We start from the raw sequence: 18,566 nt of genomic DNA, 5'->3' as shown, positions 1-18,566 counted from the left end.
AAAATAAGCGCGTAATACAACGCGCTTATTCTATTTACGACAATCTACGCCCTAGAAGCCACACTCTAGAATCTAAAATCGATAGCCTACTGCCAAAATCAGCTGATTCCAATTGAGAAAGCTATATTCCGCCATTAAATTCCATTCTTTTTCATAGCCAAAATCATACACCGCCGCCAGTGACATGTTGGAGGTTTCTTTGCTTTTTAAATCTACGTCGAACTGTAGTTCATCCGCGAGGTTAATCCCTCCCACTTGTAAATTGGTTAAGCTGCCCGTGACGTTTTGTTCAATACTTTGATACTGATAACCCAATAGCAATGCCAACTTGCCATAAGGCACATCGTAACGCTGCCCTACTCGCAACGACCCAATTTTAGTCAAAATAGTACTGTCGGTAGTGGTGGTCCAAGCGTTTGTCACGGCACCCGCTGCAGTGATAATAATAGGATTGATGCCTTCAATTACGTCGATTTGTGTGGCGATGACGGCACCAATTCCAAGGTTGTAGGCTTGATACTCAATATTGATTGGAATGGTCGCGGGCACGCCAAATGGTTTGCCATTGCGAGTCGCATTCGATAGGTCAGCACTGATCTCTTTATTGCCTTCTGTATAACCCGCCAAGCCATATATGTTGAGAAATGGAAATACCCAAGCATCGGCTCGCAATTGAACGCTCTTATCGGTTCCTTTGATAGCAACATCATCAGCCGGCACCACGTAGTGAGCAGGCTTACCAAAGCCGCCCAGCACGCCACCTGTCGCGTCAATTTTAAAGTCATCGGTCGCGATGTATTCCACATCCTGCGAGTTCATGTAAACGCCAAAACCAACAGGAATAGGTAACTCATATCCCATTTCACGAACTTGTTCCCCCCAAATCGGTAAGCCGCTCCAGTGCGCTTGGCTTTTTTCTCTTTCGACTTGTTCTATTAACTCACTGCCTGCAGCCTTAACGGTATTTAATACGGTATGAGTGCAAAGCACTATCATAATGGTTAGTAATCTAATCAAAATAGGTGTTCCAGTGTTAGGGGTTAAATATTGGTAGCAAGAAGCCATAAGCTCCTCACTTAACAAAGTGCTTGATCAGCAACGTTATATATAAGTGAGGCAGGTAAATAACTGAGGCACTTAATCGAAAAAGCGAGCAAGTGCCTATGTCATGCCTAACAACTCATTAGGCATGACTTGTGAGCGCTTTAAGCGCATCTGTTAAGTTTAAACGCATCCGCATCGTTAGAACGCATCCGTATAGTTAAAACGCTTCTGTGAAATTAAAACGCTTCGGTAAAATTAAAGTAAAACGCTGCGCCATGCTTACCCATGCCTAAGTCGAGTCGGATGTTCATTCTAGGTTGCAGCTCGTAACGATAACCTGCGCCGTAAGATAGAATGGCGTGCCCGGCTAAGTCTTCCGCAGAATTACCCACCGCGCCTACACCACTCCACAGCGTCATACCATGAGCAGATAAGCCGCCACCACTGCGACGGAAGGTATGGCGATACTCAGCGGTAACTTCAGCCGTCACACGGTCACGATACTGGCCTTGATAGTAGCCTCGCATAGAGCTAGCACCGCCAAGTTCCGGCATATCATAATAAGGGACATCACCAAACGCTTGTTTGTATTGGCTTAGCAATGCGATTACGCGGCCCTCTTCAACACTATAGAAGTGACGGAATTCAACATCTAACTTCTGATAGTCAGCCTGGCTACCCAACGCTTGCGTATAGGTGAGAGCTTCGGTACGGAAGAACGAACCATTCCATGCGTTCACCGCCACATCGCGGCTGTCATATTGTAAGGTGGCACCAAGCCCCCAAGTGAATGGCTTGTCTTTAAATTGCGCGAAGTTTTCATCTAACAGCGCCGAACCAGGTTCTGTTGTTGGCTTAAAGTAGTTGACCCGCAGTGCAGGGCCTGCGAACCAGTTATCATGCACGCGAAACGTTAATGTACCTTCATAATTGGTCACGGTTGCTTTGTACTGAGTGACGTCACCAAATTCAAAATCTTGCGCAGCATCGTAGCCAACACCCCAATAGTGTTTACTTTGTGTGCCCGCATTCCATGCACCTTGAAATTGGATATCGTTATTGTTCCAAAATAAAGAGTGTCTGGCGCGCAGTCCGTAGCCCACTTCTGAGTCAACATAGTTGCCAATCACAAACATCGACACACTCGAACGCTGTAGCTGCTCTTGCTCGCGAGTAGTTTTGAAGGAGTACAAGCCCCCTGCAGCCACCAGCAGACCTTGCTCCGGTGTATAAGCCGGGCCACCTAAAAAGCTAAACATCGGCATGCCATTAATTTCTTGATAATGTTTTTTGCCGTATTTTAAATCGGTGATGGTGTCGTCGTAGCGGTCACTGTCTGGCTCGTCCTTTAGGCGATCCACGGCTTGATCATAAGATTCAACGGTTTTCTCAGCGACTGCGAGATCCGGTTCAAACTCCATCGACGCTTTATCGATAGCCAGTTGTGCATAAGAAGGAATGGCAATTGTCTCATCTGCCTGAGCAGAAACTGCGCCAGCAAGCAAAGTAACAGAAACAATCGAAGAAAGTACGCGCATAGATTTAATGATTCCAGAAGCGAATGAATGAACGTTCATTCATTATTAAAAACGGGCGCATAATAAACAGAATGGGTATTTGTATCAAGTTATATTTTGGGTTTTTATATTGGTAGTGGCTATCATTACACGTTACTACTCAGGCTCTGTCTGGATAGCTGAGAAACCGGAAATCTAGCTAATGATGAATAGAGTGACAATAAAAACCGGACGAATGAAAGTTGTCCTATCTCCTATTGCAAACACCCTATTGTCAGTTGATTAAAATATAGGGTGTTGAAGGATTAAATCACCTCAATGGCTAACTAAATGATTGGTATTTATTATAGAATGCCAATCTTCCATACAAGCATAACTGTATCTTCTGGAGCGTATCATGGGGCATTCAAATCGCAAGTTACTAACAAAGTCTTTATCGCCTTCGTTGAAGATTTTCTCCGCGATTTTAGTCAGCTATTTTTGTTCATCATTTTTCGCCATTGAGTTTGAAAGCTATCACGTCATCTCATTTGTCACTGCCACGATGGTAGTGTGTTTTTTGAGATATGGTTGGAAGGCCGCTCCCGCCATATTTGCTGCATTGGTTAGCTACTATCTGTACAGCGGACGAGATCTATCAACCGCATTAATTTTTGCTATCTCCATCCCTTCAGTTCCCTATCTGGTATCTAGTATTTATAACCAGTACAGAAAAAGAAACCGCCATGGCTTGAAATCATCTTTGCTGTTCACTTATTTCTCTCTGTTTGGGATGCTATTTCCTGTACTCAATGCGACGAAATCACTGGCAATCAGCTACTTTACCGAAAAAGAGCATATTTCAGCCGGCTTCATGGCGTATTCCATGCTGGGCAATTCAATTACATTGCTCACTTTAGCACCAGCACTCATGCTATTGGCTGCACTTATTAGCATGAAGTCAAATAACAATTACCTACGACTCGACAGAGAAATCCGCCTATCTACACGAAGTGATGTGAGTTTTAAGTTGTGGTTAGCGTTCAGCCTGATCCCAGTGCTACTTGGCATTGCTTTTACCAATAATATTGAGCTGACATTTATTTGCCTCGCTGCTTTTATCATTGTTGCATCCGGCATTGGCAAACACGGACTATTGGTCCCCCTTGCTATCGGCACGTTTACTTCATTAGTGGTTCTTTTCATCAACATAGACAGGGTGAACACGCTATTAGTGCTTGATAGTAACTTTTATGGTTTCTTGCTCATCATGCTTATTATCATTATGTTGAGTTATCTACTGGCCACCTCTGTGTTACGCAATCACGAGATAATGCAAAAGCAAATCCGCTCGGAGCGTCTCGACCCGTACACTGGGTTACTAAATATTACTCAATTACAAGAGGATATTGCAGACAAAGAAGGGGCGTTGCTCATCTACCTTGACATCACACCTACCCTTTCTAAAATTGGTGACATTGGTCATGAAGGTAAAGCGAAACTCATTCAACAGTTACATAAGCACTTAAAGAATGCTCATGACGTAGGTCACTGCTATAGACCACCGTTTTCTTTAGGCATTTTAGGCTTTAGTACATACAGCGACGGAACCGATCGTAACCTTCACAATCTATCTGATCATTTAGATAACTTTCAGTTTTATTGGAATGGCACATCGATTAGCCTTGTCGATCCAACGCTGCATTGTATTAGAGTCACTAAAGATATGAACATCAAAGATCTGGTCTCTCACCTATGTGATCAGCCATCTTTGGTGGATATTCGTCTGAATTGGTTAGATATCCCTTTACTAGAAGGACGCGTGGATAAGCTAAGTTATATTCAAAAGGTATTCAAAGAAAACCAGTTTGAGCTCTATTGTCAGCCCTACCTCAACCTTGCTGAGAAAAGTTCACAACAACACTGCTTTGAAGTCCTTGTCCGAGTTAAGCATAGCGATGGTAATGTACTAACTCCAGCCGAATTCTTCCCACTTATCGGCCAATTTGGTTTGGAAACACGCCTTGATAAATGGGTAGTATGCAACACTTTTAAAATGCTCAATGACAGCGTCGACAACTGGGAAGAAATTGAAAAGTGCGCCATTAACCTAACGGCTAAATCCTTAAATAACGCTTCGTTGGCGAAAGACCTTATCGCAATGGCAGACAAGTTTTACATTCCATTGGACAAAATCTGCTTCGAAATCACTGAGTCGGCGGCACTGCAAAATGAGCAGCAAGCGATTGAGACCATTAGCACACTAAGAAAAGCCGGCGCGAAGATTGCCTTAGACGATTTTGGTACTGGTTACGCTAGCTTTTCTTACTTACGCAGACTACCTTTGGATATTCTTAAAATAGATGGCGAGTTTGTCGTAGATTTACCAAACAGTGAAAGTGATCGGCTAATTGTTAGCTCAATCAGCGTGGTTGCAAAAGAGCTAGGGCTTGAAACCGTTGCCGAGTTCGTCGAAAGCCCCCAGCATATCGATATTTTGGAAACGCTCAATATCACGTATGCTCAAGGCTATGGTGTGGCCAAGCCAAGACCGCTAGCAAACTTCTTAATTGAAATCTGTGGTGGTTAAGGCTTGAACGACTGAAGCGCTTGCCACGAAAAGTCATCAATACGTTCGTCGGCAATATAGAAAAGTTTGCAACCAGCATGAATTGGCGAGGTTAAATCAGGGTTTAACGCAATACCATCGCCATCATCTATGGCGATTAATGTGGCTTGATAGTCTCGCTTCATCCAATGAAAGACCATTTCAACCGTCGTTTCAGAGGCGGTTTGTGGATAGCGGGTGGAATATTGTGTCATGCCACGGGTCGAACTGAGCAGCTCTTGATGCAATGCACTCGAGCCCGGGTCAACCGCGGCTTTTGCCAACATTTCGGCTCCAACGGCTGGGATACACTCGGAGTTAGGGCAATGCTGCCTTAAGAGCTCGCTTAACGCTTCATCTTTAAAATACACTAAAAGGTGCGCCGTCGGATTTCGGTTGGCGCAATACAACGCCGCAGACAGCGTGATGTCATCTTCTGGGTTATCAATCAAAATGCAGCTTGCCTGCTCTATATTGGTTCGCTCCATTTCACGCCCATCCGTATAGCTATTCACTTTTACAAAGTCAATTTCTCCCGGCAATGGGTTTTCTATGTCAGAACGGCTGCACAACACAATGGGCCTGCGTCCGGTTTCTTCGTGTTGAAGCATTCGAATCAAATGCATGGTGCGTTGGCCGTTCCAGCCCAAAATTAATATGTGTTGGTCCACTTTTACTGTCCTTTTGCCAAGTTGTCCTGAACGCCAATAATCTAGCCCGAGTGTGGCAAGTCTACCGAGCAAGGCCGCAAATAAACTCAGTCCCCCAGGGATAATAAACAGTACCGTCACCCATCGCCCTGCTTCCGTACTGGGAGAAAGATCGCCGTATCCCACTGTTGAAGCCGTGACAATCATAAAATAAACAAACTGAGAAATGGGTAACGTCAGATCCGTTTCGCCACTGAGCCAAAGCCCTAGCCAAGATAACCCAACATACACGCAAAGTATGGTGGCAAGGCTTCTTAATTTGAGTTCAAACAGGTGGGAGTGTAGCCACTTTCTAAGCTGTAACCAGATAACCACAACATTCCTTATTTGCATCACAACATGGTTATAAGCATATATGAAAAAACCAGCCAATAGGCTGGTTTTTTTCTATAAAATGCACGTTACCCATCACAAGACAGCTACGCGTTGCCTTTCACCTGCAATTGCAACTGCTCAGCAAAATCAAGCATGCGGTTAAGCGGGATCAGTGATTTCACGCGAACGGCTTCATCAACAAAGATTTCGTGCTCTTCGCCGCCTTCGGTTAATGCACTTTCAATCGCTTTTAAGCCATTCATTGCCATCCAAGGGCAATGCGCACAGCTACGACACGTGGCGCCAGCGCCCGCCGTTGGTGCTTCAATCAGCTCTTTCTCTGGCACCAATTGTTGCATCTTAAAGAAAATGCCTTTATCGGTCGCGACGATCAGTTGCTTATTTGGTAGCGCTTTCGCTGCTTTAATTAACTGACTGGTAGAACCTACACAATCCGCAAGTTCAACCACGCTTGCTGGTGATTCTGGGTGCACCAAAATTGCCGCTTCTGGGTAAACCGACTTCATGTCTTTTAGTGCTTTTGCCGAGAATTCATCGTGAACAATACACTCGCCCTGCCACAACAGCATATCGGCACCGGTTTGGTTGGCGATGTAAGAGCCTAGGTGACGGTCTGGTCCCCAAATGATTGGCTTGTCTTCCGCGTCTAGGTGCTCAACAATTTCCAGAGCAATACTGGATGTCACTACCCAATCTGCGCGTGCTTTTACCGCAGCGGAGGTATTGGCATAAACCACAACCGTATGGTCAGGGTGCGCGTCACAAAACGCAGAAAACTTGTCTTCAGGACAACCTAAATCTAATGAACATTCCGCTTCTAAGGTTGGCATTAATATGCGTTTTTCTGGGGTGAGAATCTTTGCAGATTCGCCCATAAAACGAACGCCAGCAATAATCAGCGTAGAGGCTGAGTGGCGGTTGCCAAACTTGGCCATTTCTAGAGAGTCACCGACAAATCCGCCGGTTTCTTCCGCTAATGCTTGGATTTCAGGATCGGTATAGTAGTGGGCAATAAGGACAGCATCCTTTTCCTGCAACAAAGCTTTAATTGTTGCAATATGCTGTGCTTTCTCCTCGTCCGTCAATACAACAGGCTTTGGAGGGAATGGGTAGATTGTATCAATTGAGTCTAAGATGTGGCTCATAGCGGGTGCTCTATGCTACTTGCAAATAATCCGGATATTGTACACGGATATGCGCCAGAGAACAAAGTTATGGCGGGAATATCAGTGATGGCTTCGATAGTTCACAAAGCGTTCAACGCAATTCTAAGATAGATGCAAAAAGAGAGCTCCGTTGAACTCTCTTTTTTTAGGCACTTACGTAGGCGACGCCTATTTTAAGTTAGACTTGGCGACTTTAGCTGAAGAGCTAGCGGGATATTCATCCACGACTTGTTGGTAGTATTGCTTCGCTTGTGTGGCATTGTTGCCGCGCTTGGCTAGATCGCCCAACTTCACTAAGGCGTCTGCACGCTTGTTGGAGTCTTTAAACGCCAGTACCGCTTTAAAGCTTGCTTCGGCTTCGCTGTCTTGACGCTTTGCAAAATACAACTGACCTAGCCAGTAATGGGTATTAGGTGCAAACGTAGACTCGGGAAAGTCTTTTTGGAACTGTTTGAAAGCGGCAATAGCGCCCGCGTAGTCGCGTTTTTTCAAAATCAGATCAACCGCATTTTGGTAAGCGGTTTGCTCATCAACATTAGTACTAAATTTACCCGTTGATTCTGCGGCCTTAGCGGCAGGCACAGCCGCGGCGGTGCTGGCTTGGGAACGAAGTTTATCAATTTCGATAAACAACTCTCGCTGACGCTGAACCATTTGGTCCATGTTGTAGCTATTTCGTTCCAGTTCACCACGCAGCGTGGAAATTTCGTGTGTCATATCATCGAGCTGCTGCTGCATTTGCGCTTGCACTCGATTTCGGTTTTGAAGCAAACGCTCCAAACGTTGAATATCAGTTTCGTTGGTTGCCGCGTGTGCTGATGCAACAGACGCAACCGTCGCTGATGATGATGTTGCAGTGCTCAAGTCGGTAACCGGTGCTTTCGCAGCGAGCACTGAGCTCGCTGCGCCGGCTAGTAACGTAAGCGTAACTGCTCGCTTAATGTTACTTGTCATAAAGGTGAATACCTCTGTGGCCGTTTAAATTAGTAAACTAGAACAGCGCGACGGTTTTTCGCGTAAGCGTCGTCAGACTGACCTAGAACTAATGGTTTCTCTTCGCCGTAGCTAACGATAGAGATTTGATCCGCTTGAACACCCAGTGCTTGGATGTATTTAGCAACAGCTTGTGCACGACGCTCGCCCAGTGCGATGTTGTACTCTGGAGTACCGCGCTCATCAGCGTGACCTTCAATAGTCACTTTAAGTGCTGCGTCTTTGCTTAGGTATGCGGCGTGTGCTGCAAGCATATCTTCGTAATCACCTGCGATTGTTGAGTTATCAAACGCAAAGTAGATAGTTTGGTTTTCACGTAACGCTTTTTCTTTCATTTCTTGCTCAGAAAGTTGTGCGTTTTGATCAATAGGAGTCACAACGGTTGTTTCTTGTTGTTGATTCGTTGTTTCCGCGCCAGTTGAAGATGCTGCGTCGTCACTTGAACTACATGCTGTCATAGCAAGTACTGGTAGTGCGATTAGCAAACCCTTAAAAACTTTGTTTAATTGCATTGTTTTTTCCTTAACCTAAAATTTTAGTTGCTACAAAAACGGGGACCATGCAGGCGCTCGAACACGCCCGTTTGTTGCCGGTAGTCTAGCTTTAAATCGTCCATCAATAGAAACCATTGAAAGAACGTTAGTCTTGTTATAGATAGAGCTATATATCACCATGCCACCATTGGGTGCGATGCTTGGTGACTCATCCAGCAGTGTTTTCGTGAGGATTTGTACCGATCCTGTTTCTAAATCTTGTTTTGCAAGATTAAATCCAGAGTTAGAACGATTAACCATCACTAGGTAACGACCATCGGGGGTGATCTGCCCACCAAGGTTCTGACTACCCTGCCATGTGATTCGTTTTGTTTTGCCGTCAGACAAATTTACTTCATAAATCTGAGGGTTACCACCCCTATCCGACGTAAAAATAAGGGAATTTCCACCTGGTTTCCAGTACGGCTCTGTATTATTTGACCGACCACTAGTTATTTGGCGTAATTTCCTTGTTTCAAGATTCAGCGTATATACATGCAGTTGCCCTGTTTTCGACAAGGTAAGCGCTAGTGATTTACCATCAGGGGAGAATCTTGGCGCACCATTGTGACGAGGGAATGACGTAATCTTTTCACGTTTACCGGTGTAGATATTCATGATGAAGATTTCAGCTTGACCGTTTTGGAAGCTCACGTAAGCAAGACGCTTTCCATCCGGTGACCACGCTGGAGACATAAGCGGTTGCTTTGATCGAAGTACAAGCTTTTCGTTGTAGCCATCGTAGTCGGCGATACGCATTTGGTACGGATACTGATCTTTATCGTTCACGACCACATAGGCGATACGAGTTAAGAATGCACCGCGTTCACCCGTCAGCTCTTCATACACCAAATCAGAAATTCGGTGCGCGTACTCACGAAGACGATTCGCTGGAACGGTCGCTTTCTTCTTAAAAAGCACATGGTCATTAGACAATACCAATTGACCATCATCGCTAAGTGCTTTTGATTGACCACCGGTTAACTGACCGCGTACCACATCCACCAGCTGGTAGCTAATTTCGTAGTTGCCATCAGCTTTCTTCACAATGGTGCCTGTCAGCAATGAATCCACACCAATTGGTGTCCACGATTCAAAATCGATCTCTGCGGCATCATACGGCGTTTGTGGCATTTTGCTGGTGGCTACTGGGCTAAATTTACCACTGCGCTGCAAGTCTGAAGATATGACAGCAGAGACATCTTGTGGCAACTTACCTTCCCCCGTCCATTTAAATGGCACAATGGCGATTGGGCGTGCTGAATCAATACCGTCAGTAATGACCAGTTCTAAAGCAGCATTCGCGGTTTGCGTCGTAACGCTAAACAAAAATGCCATTCCTATTAATATTCGCTTAATCACAAGCTCTTCCTTTTACTCTGGAACTACAGTCAAATTGATGTTTTTTAATTTCGCGTTTACGTCGGCTTCTTTCGCTAGCGGGAAAGTCCCCACTTGTGTAATGGCTCGTCTCGTTGCTGCGCACAAACGACTATCTCCATCGAGCACTTTTACCTCACCAGCAATCGCGCCATTGCCGGCTGGAATTAGCCGTAAGTTAACTCGACATTGCTTTCCCCGAAAACTGTCCTCTAGCAACAGTTTTTGTTGAATCAACTGGGTATAAATAGCACCCATTCTCTGCAATTCAGACGCGACATGCTTGGAACGAGCCGAAGTGTTTTGCTCCGACTCACTTTCCAACCCGGCAAAGATATCGTTCATCGCCGCTTCTTGCTCTTGTCTTTCACGCTCAAGCTGCTTTAAACGTTCTTGCTCTTTACGCGCTTTCTCTGCTGCTGCTTTCGCGGCTTGTTCTTTCTCTATGCGCTGGCGCTCGGCCTTTTCAGCCGCTTCTTTTTCAAGACGCGCTTTTTCTTGCGCTGCTTTAGCAGCTTTCTCACGTTCAAGGCGCTCTTGCTCAGCCTTTACAATCGCCGCCTCTTTCGCTAAGCGTTCTTGTTCAGCTTTACGTACTGCGGCTTCCTGAGTTTTTCTTTCCGCTTCCGCTTTTGCCGCGCGTTCTTTTTCGCGTTTCGCACGTTTTTCTGCTTCTCGTGTTGCCTGAGCCTCTTTGGCTTGCTGCACTTTAAGCTTACGAATTCGTTCTTCTTCCGCTTTGCGGTTTCGTTCTAATTGCTCACTCTCACGGCGCAGTTTATCCAATCGATCTTGCTCTTTTTTCGCCGCAGTTTCGCGCTGTTTTCTAATTTCCTGCGCTTGTTGGCGAACGCGAGCAGGATCGATGACAACAGCCTGAACCATACCCGTTGGTTCAGCCTCTTTCATAGTGAAATCCGTGCCCCAGAGCAAAGCCACAATCAATACCACGTGCGCCAATAAAGAAATGGTAATTGGCTTTCCGTAGCGCGCGGCTTGCTTTTTATTATTCTTCTTCATACTGCTGCGATGACTATTCCCTGATATCGGTCAGTAGGCCAACTTTTGGTATCCCTGCCTGACTCAATTCATCTAATAATAAAACCACTTCTGCATAGGGTGTTGCGGCATCACCGCCCACAGCTACAGGTGAGTTAGGGTTAATGGAAAGCTCGGCGCGTACTCTGACTATAATGTCTTGAAGGCTTAACCCGCGTTGAACATCTTCGTTGTTCACACTTAGTCCAAAATTCCCATCGCGATCGACTTCAACAATGATAAAGCTGGATTCTGTATCTCCAGCTAAATCCGAAGCAGGCTTCGCGGTTGACGTTTTAGGTAGCTCGACATCAACCCCTTGCGTAACAAAAGGTGACGTCACCATAAAGATGATCAGTAACACCAACATCACATCGATGTATGGCACTACGTTTATCTCTGCGGTCAGTTTTCTTTTTTTAGGTTGATAGCCTGCCATTACTGTTCCTTACCGGCCATTGCTTGGCGGTGCAGGATAGAATGAAACTCTTCAGAGAATGTGGCGTAGTTATGCTCTAATTTGCCCACTTTCGTGCTTAGTCGGTTATACGCCATTACTGCTGGAATCGCGGCAAATAGGCCCATCGCCGTTGCAATCAAGGCTTCGGCAATACCCGGAGCGACCATGGCTAGCGTCGCTTGCTTCACTTCACCTAACGCGATAAAGGCATGCATAATGCCCCATACCGTACCGAACAAGCCAATATATGGGCTGATTGAGCCCACCGTCGCTAAGAATGGCAGGTTTACTTCAAGATCATCCACTTCACGAGCAACGGCAACGCGCATAGAACGCCCTGTTCCTTCCATGATAAATGCTGGAGAATCGGCATTGGATTTTCGTAGACGTAAGAATTCAGTAAAACCGCTATAAAAAATCTCTTCCGTACCGGAGAGTTCATCTTTGCGCTTCTTTACATCTTGGTAGATAACTGACAGATCGGCGCCAGACCAAAAGCGGTCTTCAAAGGTATCTGAATCTTTGGTGGCTTGAGTCAACACTTTACTACGCTTAATGATCATTGCCCATGATACGACTGACATACCAAGCAAAATCAGCATGACGAGTTTAACAAGCAAACTTGCTTGTAGAAAAAGGTCCAAAAACGAAATTTCAGCGTTCACGTTTTAACTCCAATAAGATTGACGAAGGTATGGCCTTCGGCTTCATTTTTACATTATCAATACATGCTACTTTAACCAGTGCTTTCGCGAATGTCACACCTTCCGCGTCGACTATTTCTTGTTGAAAGGTTAATGAAGCACGCTTAAATTCTGAAACGGCGGTTTTTACCGTTAGGTGGGCATCCAATCGAGCCCCCTGGACAAAGTCGATATCCATATGTCGTACGACAAAGCCGGTATGCTCAGCTAACAACACATGTTGGCTTACTCCAACGCTGCGGAGCAGCTCCGTCCGAGCGCGCTCAAAAAACTTAAGGTAATTGGAATGGTAAACTACGCCCCCGGCATCAGTATCTTCGTAATACACGGTGACCGGGAACTCAAAATATGAGGGTAAGTCAATCAAACTAATAATTTCCTAGAAACAACAACGCCCTACTATAGCGCAAGTGCCTTAATATAACGTAAGAAGATAGGTTTGTTATTACTGCTGACAATAATTTTTGAATAAAGTGCGAAAATTTACACTTAACTGAAGAAGTTGTGAGTAGATTTGTCGTTTCACTTGCGTTTATAAAATAAAACTGCCCTATTCGAAAGTACCACAAGGGGAAAACATCCATTACCTACTTAAGCGAGCTTCCATTTACGCAAAAGCCCGAGCATTAGCTCGGGCTTTATCTTTATATGACGTACATTACCGTTAAGTAACCCAGCACAGTTAACGAGATGTAAGGGCTAAATAGAATTTGCCAGACCCAAAGCCTTGGCTTAAACCCTACTCCGTAGACCATGCTCGAACATAAGGACAGGACAAAAGCCAGCCCAAGGAGTGGCGTGAAGCCACCAATTTGTTCTGCATAGGCATCCGGCCGCCACATAAATAGCCCAACATGTGCAAACCCCATTAGCAATGCAATGGCCTTTAACCAGGTTTTATCTAGCCACTTATGTGCATTCGTAAACTGCTCGTTGAGATTACTCACTGTCTTTGTCCGTATCTTTCTTTATCTGTTTACCACTTTGGTCAACAGCTTCATCTTCATCCATCATTTCGCGGTGTTCTAACCACAATGCGTTGATGATGCCAAAAGCACACGCTAAAAGAACACCTAAAATCCAAGCAAAATACCACATTCTATGTGCTCCTTAGTAAAGTGAGTTTTTGTTATCTTCGATGAACTTGTCATCAAGACGACCAAACATTTTGTAGTAAGTCCAAGCGGTGTAGCTCAGAATTACTGGCACCATAACAAACGCAACGCCAGTCATTAGGTTCAACGTCAATTCACTTGATGTTGAATCCCACATAGTCAGGCTATGGTTTGGGTTTAGGCTGCTTGGCATAACAAACGGGAACATGGCAAAACCTGCGGTAAAGATGATACCGCCGTTCGCTAGGCTCGATGAAACAAACGCCAATGCACATTTTTCAAAACGTGATGCGAGTACTGCAAGCAGTGGCATCACAACACCCAACGCTGGAGCAATCCAAAGCAGAGGGTAAGTTTCGAAGTTGTTCATCCAAGCGCCCGCTTCACGGATCACTTCTTTATTAAGAGGGTTAGACGCGGCAGCGGTATCGATCGCGCTAACAATAACGTAACCTTCCAGAGTTTGAATCCAGAAACCTGCTGCAACAAACGCTGCCACAACCAGTAGGCCCATCATTTGAGCCACATTGCGTGCTCGCATGTGCACATCGCCTGTGGTTTTCATTTGCAACCATGTTGAGCCTTGCAAAATGATCATAAACACACTGACTAAGCCACAAAGCAGCGCAAATGGGTTGAGTAATCCAAAAAACGAACCATGGTAAGTCGACATCATGAAGTCGTTAAGTTGGAACGGCACCCCTTGCAGCAAGTTACCAAATGCCACACCGAAGATAAGCGGTGGAACGAAGCCACTAATTGAGATCGCGATGTCCCAAGTGTTACGCCAGCGTGGATCTTCAATTTTTGAGCGGTAATCAAGGCCCAGTGGACGCAACCATAACGCCGCTAGCGTTAGGATCATTGCCAAGTAAAAACCTGAAAATGACGTTGCGTAAACAAGAGGCCAAGCGGCAAACAGAGCACCACCAGCGGTAATTAACCAAACTTGGTTGCCGTCCCAGTGTGGTGCAATAGAGTTAATCATGACACGACGCTGTGTATCCGTTTTACCGATCACAGGTACTAGGGCGCCCACACCCATGTCGAAACCATCGGTGATAGCAAAACCAGCAAATAACACGCCAATTAATACCCACCAGATAAATCGTAAGATTTCGTAATCAAACATTCTTTTTCTCCCTGCTTACGCTTCTACTTGACGGCTAACTTTATCTTCAACCGAATTTTCATTCTGTTCGAAGTGGTAACGACCCGTCTTTAAGCTACTTGGTCCTTTACGAGCGAATTTCACCATCAGATAAACTTCAGCAATTAGGAACACTGTGTAGAGCGCGATAATGGCAAACAATGATGTCCATAGTTGGCTCATGGTTAACGCGGAAGCGGCAACATGAGTTGGCAGTATTTCACCCACCGCCCATGGTTGACGACCGTATTCTGCAACAAACCAACCGGCTTCAATTGCAATCCAAGGCAGTGGCATACCAAATAGCGCCGCTTTAAGTAACCATGGTTTTTGGTTGATTTTTTGACGGCAAGTTTGAACAAACGCCGCACCGAAGATGAATAGCATGATAAAGCCACACGCTACCATGATACGGAACGACCAGAATAGTGGCCAAACCGTCGGGATTGAGTCATCCGCAGCCGCTTGAATTTGATCTTCAGTTGCATCAACAACATTGTCGGTGTAGCGCTTAAGCAATAAGCCATAACCTAGATCTTGCTTCACTTCATCAAATGCTGCGAGGTTTTCGTCAGAGCGATCACCAGCACGAAGTTTTTCAAGTAGGTCGTAGGCGTACATACCCGTACGGATACGGTCAACGTGCTCTTCACGTAGATCACGCAGGCCTGTTACTTCCGTATCAATAGAACGAGTAGCAATAATGCCCATCACGTAAGGAATTTTGATGGCAAAGTCAGTGTGCATTTCTTCTTGGTTAGGAAAACCAAAGAGAGTGAATGCCGCTGGAGCTGGTTCCGTGTGCCATTCAGCTTCAATTGCAGCCAACTTCACTTTTTGAACATCGCCAAGCTCGTAGCCAGATTCATCACCCAGTACGATTACAGACAAGATTGACGCCATACCAAAAGAGGCAGCAATAGCAAAAGAACGACGAGCGAACGCCATGTCGCGGCCTTTTAGCATGTAGTATGAACTGATACCAAGAACGAACATTGCGCCTGCGGTATAACCCGATGCAACAGTATGAACAAACTTCACTTGCGCAACTGGGTTAAGGACCACTTCCGCGAAGCTGACCATTTCCATACGCATGGTTTCGAAGTTAAATTCTGCGCCAACAGGGTGTTGCATCCAGCCGTTAGCGACCAGAATCCACAATGCAGAAAAGTTTGAACCTAGCGCAACTAGCCATGTTACCGCTAAGTGCTGACGTTTAGATAGCCTATCCCAGCCAAAGAAGAAAAGACCGACAAAAGTGGACTCTAGGAAAAAGGCAACCAGTGCTTCTATGGCAAGTGGCGCACCAAAGATATCCCCCACATAGTGAGAATAGTACGACCAGTTTGTTCCAAATTGGAACTCCATGGTTAAGCCAGTGGCAACACCAAGTGCAAAGTTAATACCGAATAGCTTACCCCAGAACTTTGTCATGTCCTTGTAGATTTGCTTGTCGGTCATTACATAAAGAGACTCCATTATAGCGAGAAGAAACGCCATACCGAGTGTCAATGGAACGAATAAGAAGTGATACATCGCCGTGAGTGCAAATTGCAATCGCGACAGCTCCACTACATCTATCATGGTAACTCCTTTTGTGTCGGCTGAAAGACACGTTCTATATTAAGCGACAAGGACGACTGTTTAATTTACATTAAACTTGTTGAGACTTGGCTTCATCCTTGTTGCGAATATGTACCGATTGGTTATTTAATTGTTAAGCTTGCGCTAATATAGCTGGCGCTAATATTACTGCTAAATTAATTCAGTTTCAAAAGATTTATTTACTAACATGCTTTGATTTACATCAATAAAGGCAACAAGAGAGTTGTACGAACTTTAATCACAATGATTCAGATCAATTTTAGCTAATTTTTGTAACAATTTTGGGGGACAGAGAAAAAATGAAGAGAATGGGTGGAGAGAAAGAAATAACCCTTTAGCGGTAAGGGATTATAGTGAAACACATTGACGAGGTAAATACATATTCATCAGTGACAACGCAAGAATTAGCATGCTCCCTATACCAACCGCATGCTAATGCATACCGACAATTTTAAAAAATAACTTTTTAAAATTGTCGGTTATTTCACTAATCACGAATCAGGATTTATCGACACCGAAGTGCAAATAGGCTCGATCAGAAGCAATTCTTCCGCGAGGAGTTCGCTGCAAGTAACCTTGCTGTATTAGATAGGGTTCAATGACATCTTCGATGGTGTCTTTTTCTTCACCAATCGCCGCGGCAAGGTTGTCTAAGCCAACCGGGCCCCCAGAGAACTTCTCCATAATGGCCAGCAGCAACTTACGGTCCATATAGTCGAAGCCTTGGTGATCGACATCCAGCATGTTAAGGGCTTTATCAGCAATATCCGAACAAATGTGCCCATCACCTTTTACTTCGGCGTAGTCTCGTACTCGGCGAAGCAACCTGTTAGCAATACGAGGCGTACCACGTGCACGACGCGCGATTTCTAGCGCCCCTTCAGGTTCCATTGATAAGTTAAGGCACGCGGCACTTCGTTGTACGATGCGCTGTAAATCGGCAATTTTGTAGTACTCGAGACGCTGCACAATGCCAAAACGGTCACGTAACGGTGACGTTAATGAGCCTGCGCGGGTCGTCGCGCCAATGAGGGTAAAAGGTGGGAGATCAATCTTAATCGAGCGCGCCGCAGGACCTTCACCAATCATAATGTCCAACTGGTAGTCTTCCATCGCTGGATACAAGATTTCTTCAACCATTGGACTTAATCGATGTATTTCATCAATAAACAACACATCATTTTCTTCAAGGTTGGTCAACAACGCCGCCAAGTCACCGGCTTTTTCTAACACAGGACCAGACGTGGTGCGAATATTAACGTCCATCTCATTGGCGACGATATTAGCAAGCGTGGTTTTACCCAATCCCGGCGGACCAAAGATCAATAAGTGATCCAACGGTTCATTTCGCAGCTGCGCTGCTTTAATGAAGATCTCCATTTGATCACTAACATGCTGCTGACCTTCGTAGTCGGCTAACTTTTTTGGTCTAATTGCCCTATCAATGACATCCTCGTCTTTAAAAACGGGGTTTTCTGGGGCTATAAGGCGATCGGCTTCAATCATATTTTTATCTCTATTGAATCGCTACTAAGCTTACACCATTGAGCGCAATGCATCACGAATAAGCGCTTCACTGCTCATTCCTGGTTTCGCCACTTGCGAGACAACTTTTGTCGCTTGCGCTGACTTGTAGCCCAGAGCAAGCAAAGCGCCAACCGCTTCATCTTCTGCACTGTTTGCTGAGCGCAACGACTCCATACCATCCATTGGCGCGGCATCGGTTGCAGGCGTAAACAGATCCCCTGCGCCCCACCCTTTCAGGCGGTCCTTCATTTCAACCACCAAGCGTTCTGCGGTTTTTTTACCGACACCAGGAAGCTTCACTAACGTAGAAATGTCTTCACGTTCAACACAAGAAACAAACTGGCTCGCAGACATGCCAGACAGAATACCTAAACCAAGCTTAGGACCCACGCCATTGGCTTTAATCACTTCTCTAAACAGGGCTCTTTCGCTGACAGAATTAAAACCGTATAACAACTGCGCATCTTCACGAACAACAAAGTGAGTATAAATGATGGCTTCTTCGCCGACTTCTGGTAATTCGTAAAAACAGCTCATTGGCATTTGAATTTCATAGCCCACGCCCCCGACTTCTATCAATAGCTCAGGTGGCTGCTTTTCTACTAGAATTCCGCGTAATCGTCCTATCACAGTTTAATTTCTCATGCTATTTGTAATAGGACTTAGGATATAGAATAACTGGATGGGTATCCAGTTATTTT

At 45.2% G+C, this 18,566-nt stretch carries 17 protein-coding genes and 1 pseudogene; 1 reads left to right on the top strand and 17 read right to left on the bottom strand.

Annotation, left to right across the window (positions count from 1 at the left end; translation table 11 throughout):
* Positions 1-72: 72 nt before the first annotated feature.
* Both L4D74_RS17930 and L4D74_RS17925 read right to left on the bottom strand, forming a co-directional pair.
* On the bottom strand, positions 73-1,017 hold the full coding sequence (locus tag L4D74_RS17930; RefSeq protein WP_428753733.1) for a hypothetical protein: 945 nt from the start codon (positions 1,015-1,017) through the stop codon (positions 73-75).
* Positions 1,018-1,280: 263 nt separating this feature from the next.
* Positions 1,281-2,582: a BamA/TamA family outer membrane protein gene (locus tag L4D74_RS17925; protein WP_428753732.1), complete on the bottom strand. Its 1,302-nt coding sequence runs from the start codon at positions 2,580-2,582 to the stop codon at positions 1,281-1,283.
* A gap of 376 nt (positions 2,583-2,958) precedes the next feature.
* On the opposite strand from L4D74_RS17925, the gene L4D74_RS17920 reads away from it, so the two are divergent.
* Positions 2,959-5,130: an EAL domain-containing protein gene (locus tag L4D74_RS17920; RefSeq protein WP_428753730.1), complete on the top strand. Its 2,172-nt coding sequence runs from the start codon at positions 2,959-2,961 to the stop codon at positions 5,128-5,130.
* On the opposite strand, the gene L4D74_RS17915 is transcribed toward L4D74_RS17920, so the two are convergent.
* The 15 genes and pseudogenes from L4D74_RS17915 to ruvA all read right to left on the bottom strand — a co-directional run bounded on the left by L4D74_RS17915 (position 5,127) and on the right by ruvA (position 18,495).
* The gene (locus L4D74_RS17915) at positions 5,127-6,173 is read right to left on the bottom strand and encodes a potassium channel family protein (RefSeq protein WP_428753729.1); all 1,047 of its coding nucleotides are present in this window, start codon (positions 6,171-6,173) and stop codon (positions 5,127-5,129) included. The genes L4D74_RS17920 and L4D74_RS17915 overlap by 4 nt on opposite strands.
* 104 nt (positions 6,174-6,277) lie before the next feature.
* A complete protein-coding gene (nadA, locus tag L4D74_RS17910; protein ID WP_428753727.1) occupies positions 6,278-7,339 on the bottom strand; it encodes a quinolinate synthase NadA in 1,062 nt (353 codons plus the stop codon).
* A gap of 189 nt (positions 7,340-7,528) precedes the next feature.
* Positions 7,529-8,314 carry a tol-pal system protein YbgF gene (gene ybgF / locus L4D74_RS17905; protein ID WP_428753726.1) on the bottom strand — a complete coding sequence of 262 codons (786 nt, stop codon included), beginning with the start codon at positions 8,312-8,314 and terminating at the stop codon, positions 7,529-7,531.
* A gap of 29 nt (positions 8,315-8,343) precedes the next feature.
* Positions 8,344-8,865, bottom strand: coding sequence for a peptidoglycan-associated lipoprotein Pal (gene pal / locus L4D74_RS17900; RefSeq protein WP_265675093.1), 522 nt, complete (start codon positions 8,863-8,865; stop codon positions 8,344-8,346).
* Between the two features lie 30 nt (positions 8,866-8,895).
* Complete coding sequence (gene tolB / locus L4D74_RS17895; protein WP_428753761.1) at positions 8,896-10,224, bottom strand: Tol-Pal system beta propeller repeat protein TolB; 1,329 nt, start codon at positions 10,222-10,224, stop codon at positions 8,896-8,898.
* A 36-nt stretch (positions 10,225-10,260) separates the two neighbouring features.
* Entirely contained in the window at positions 10,261-11,286 is a 1,026-nt protein-coding gene (tolA, locus tag L4D74_RS17890) for a cell envelope integrity protein TolA (protein ID WP_428753723.1), read from the bottom strand.
* A gap of 13 nt (positions 11,287-11,299) precedes the next feature.
* Positions 11,300-11,743 carry a protein TolR gene (gene tolR, locus L4D74_RS17885; RefSeq protein ID WP_250617072.1) on the bottom strand — a complete coding sequence of 148 codons (444 nt, stop codon included), beginning with the start codon at positions 11,741-11,743 and terminating at the stop codon, positions 11,300-11,302.
* A complete protein-coding gene (gene tolQ, locus L4D74_RS17880) occupies positions 11,743-12,429 on the bottom strand; it encodes a protein TolQ (protein ID WP_428753721.1) in 687 nt (228 codons plus the stop codon). The genes tolR and tolQ overlap by 1 nt, the downstream gene beginning before the upstream one ends.
* Positions 12,419-12,835 carry a tol-pal system-associated acyl-CoA thioesterase gene (gene ybgC, locus L4D74_RS17875; RefSeq protein ID WP_428753720.1) on the bottom strand — a complete coding sequence of 139 codons (417 nt, stop codon included), beginning with the start codon at positions 12,833-12,835 and terminating at the stop codon, positions 12,419-12,421. Before ybgC ends, tolQ begins: the two co-directional genes overlap by 11 nt.
* A 277-nt stretch (positions 12,836-13,112) precedes the next feature.
* Positions 13,113-13,415, bottom strand: coding sequence for a cyd operon protein YbgE (ybgE, locus tag L4D74_RS17870; RefSeq protein ID WP_428753719.1), 303 nt, complete (start codon positions 13,413-13,415; stop codon positions 13,113-13,115).
* A 52-nt stretch (positions 13,416-13,467) separates the two neighbouring features.
* Positions 13,468-13,566 (bottom strand): annotated as a pseudogene (cydX, locus tag L4D74_RS17865) (cytochrome bd-I oxidase subunit CydX); the annotation flags it as partial.
* A 12-nt stretch (positions 13,567-13,578) separates the two neighbouring features.
* On the bottom strand, positions 13,579-14,715 hold the full coding sequence (cydB, locus tag L4D74_RS17860) for a cytochrome d ubiquinol oxidase subunit II (RefSeq protein WP_428753718.1): 1,137 nt from the start codon (positions 14,713-14,715) through the stop codon (positions 13,579-13,581).
* A gap of 15 nt (positions 14,716-14,730) precedes the next feature.
* Positions 14,731-16,317, bottom strand: a complete 1,587-nt coding sequence (gene cydA, locus L4D74_RS17855) for a cytochrome ubiquinol oxidase subunit I (RefSeq protein ID WP_428753717.1) — start codon at positions 16,315-16,317, stop codon at positions 14,731-14,733.
* 519 nt (positions 16,318-16,836) lie between these two features.
* The gene (gene ruvB / locus L4D74_RS17850; RefSeq protein WP_428753715.1) at positions 16,837-17,844 is read right to left on the bottom strand and encodes a Holliday junction branch migration DNA helicase RuvB; all 1,008 of its coding nucleotides are present in this window, start codon (positions 17,842-17,844) and stop codon (positions 16,837-16,839) included.
* A gap of 30 nt (positions 17,845-17,874) precedes the next feature.
* A complete protein-coding gene (gene ruvA, locus L4D74_RS17845) occupies positions 17,875-18,495 on the bottom strand; it encodes a Holliday junction branch migration protein RuvA (protein WP_265675085.1) in 621 nt (206 codons plus the stop codon).
* Between the last annotated feature and the right edge of the window lie 71 nt (positions 18,496-18,566).

Origin of the sequence: Vibrio cionasavignyae (assembly GCF_050337155.1) — a bacterium.
In the GTDB taxonomy this organism is placed as follows: Bacteria; Pseudomonadota; Gammaproteobacteria; order Enterobacterales; family Vibrionaceae; genus Vibrio; species Vibrio nomapromontoriensis.
This window is presented reverse-complemented; position numbering and strand designations above follow the sequence as displayed.

Bases quoted from the DNA above. Each gene is read 5' to 3' on its own strand.
- L4D74_RS17925 (WP_428753732.1), bottom strand. From the start codon at position 2,582: ATGCGCGTACTTTCTTCGATTGTTTCTGTTACTTTGCTTGCTGGCGCA.
- tolR (WP_250617072.1), bottom strand. From the start codon at position 11,743: ATGGCAGGCTATCAACCTAAAAAAAGAAAACTGACCGCAGAGATAAAC.
- ybgF (WP_428753726.1), bottom strand. From the start codon at position 8,314: ATGACAAGTAACATTAAGCGAGCAGTTACGCTTACGTTACTAGCCGGC.
- L4D74_RS17920 (WP_428753730.1), top strand. From the start codon at position 2,959: ATGGGGCATTCAAATCGCAAGTTACTAACAAAGTCTTTATCGCCTTCG.
- cydA (WP_428753717.1), bottom strand. From the start codon at position 16,317: ATGATAGATGTAGTGGAGCTGTCGCGATTGCAATTTGCACTCACGGCG.
- nadA (WP_428753727.1), bottom strand. From the start codon at position 7,339: ATGAGCCACATCTTAGACTCAATTGATACAATCTACCCATTCCCTCCA.
- ruvB (WP_428753715.1), bottom strand. From the start codon at position 17,844: ATGATTGAAGCCGATCGCCTTATAGCCCCAGAAAACCCCGTTTTTAAA.
- tolA (WP_428753723.1), bottom strand. From the start codon at position 11,286: ATGAAGAAGAATAATAAAAAGCAAGCCGCGCGCTACGGAAAGCCAATT.
- tolB (WP_428753761.1), bottom strand. From the start codon at position 10,224: ATGGCATTTTTGTTTAGCGTTACGACGCAAACCGCGAATGCTGCTTTA.
- cydB (WP_428753718.1), bottom strand. From the start codon at position 14,715: ATGTTTGATTACGAAATCTTACGATTTATCTGGTGGGTATTAATTGGC.
- pal (WP_265675093.1), bottom strand. From the start codon at position 8,865: ATGCAATTAAACAAAGTTTTTAAGGGTTTGCTAATCGCACTACCAGTA.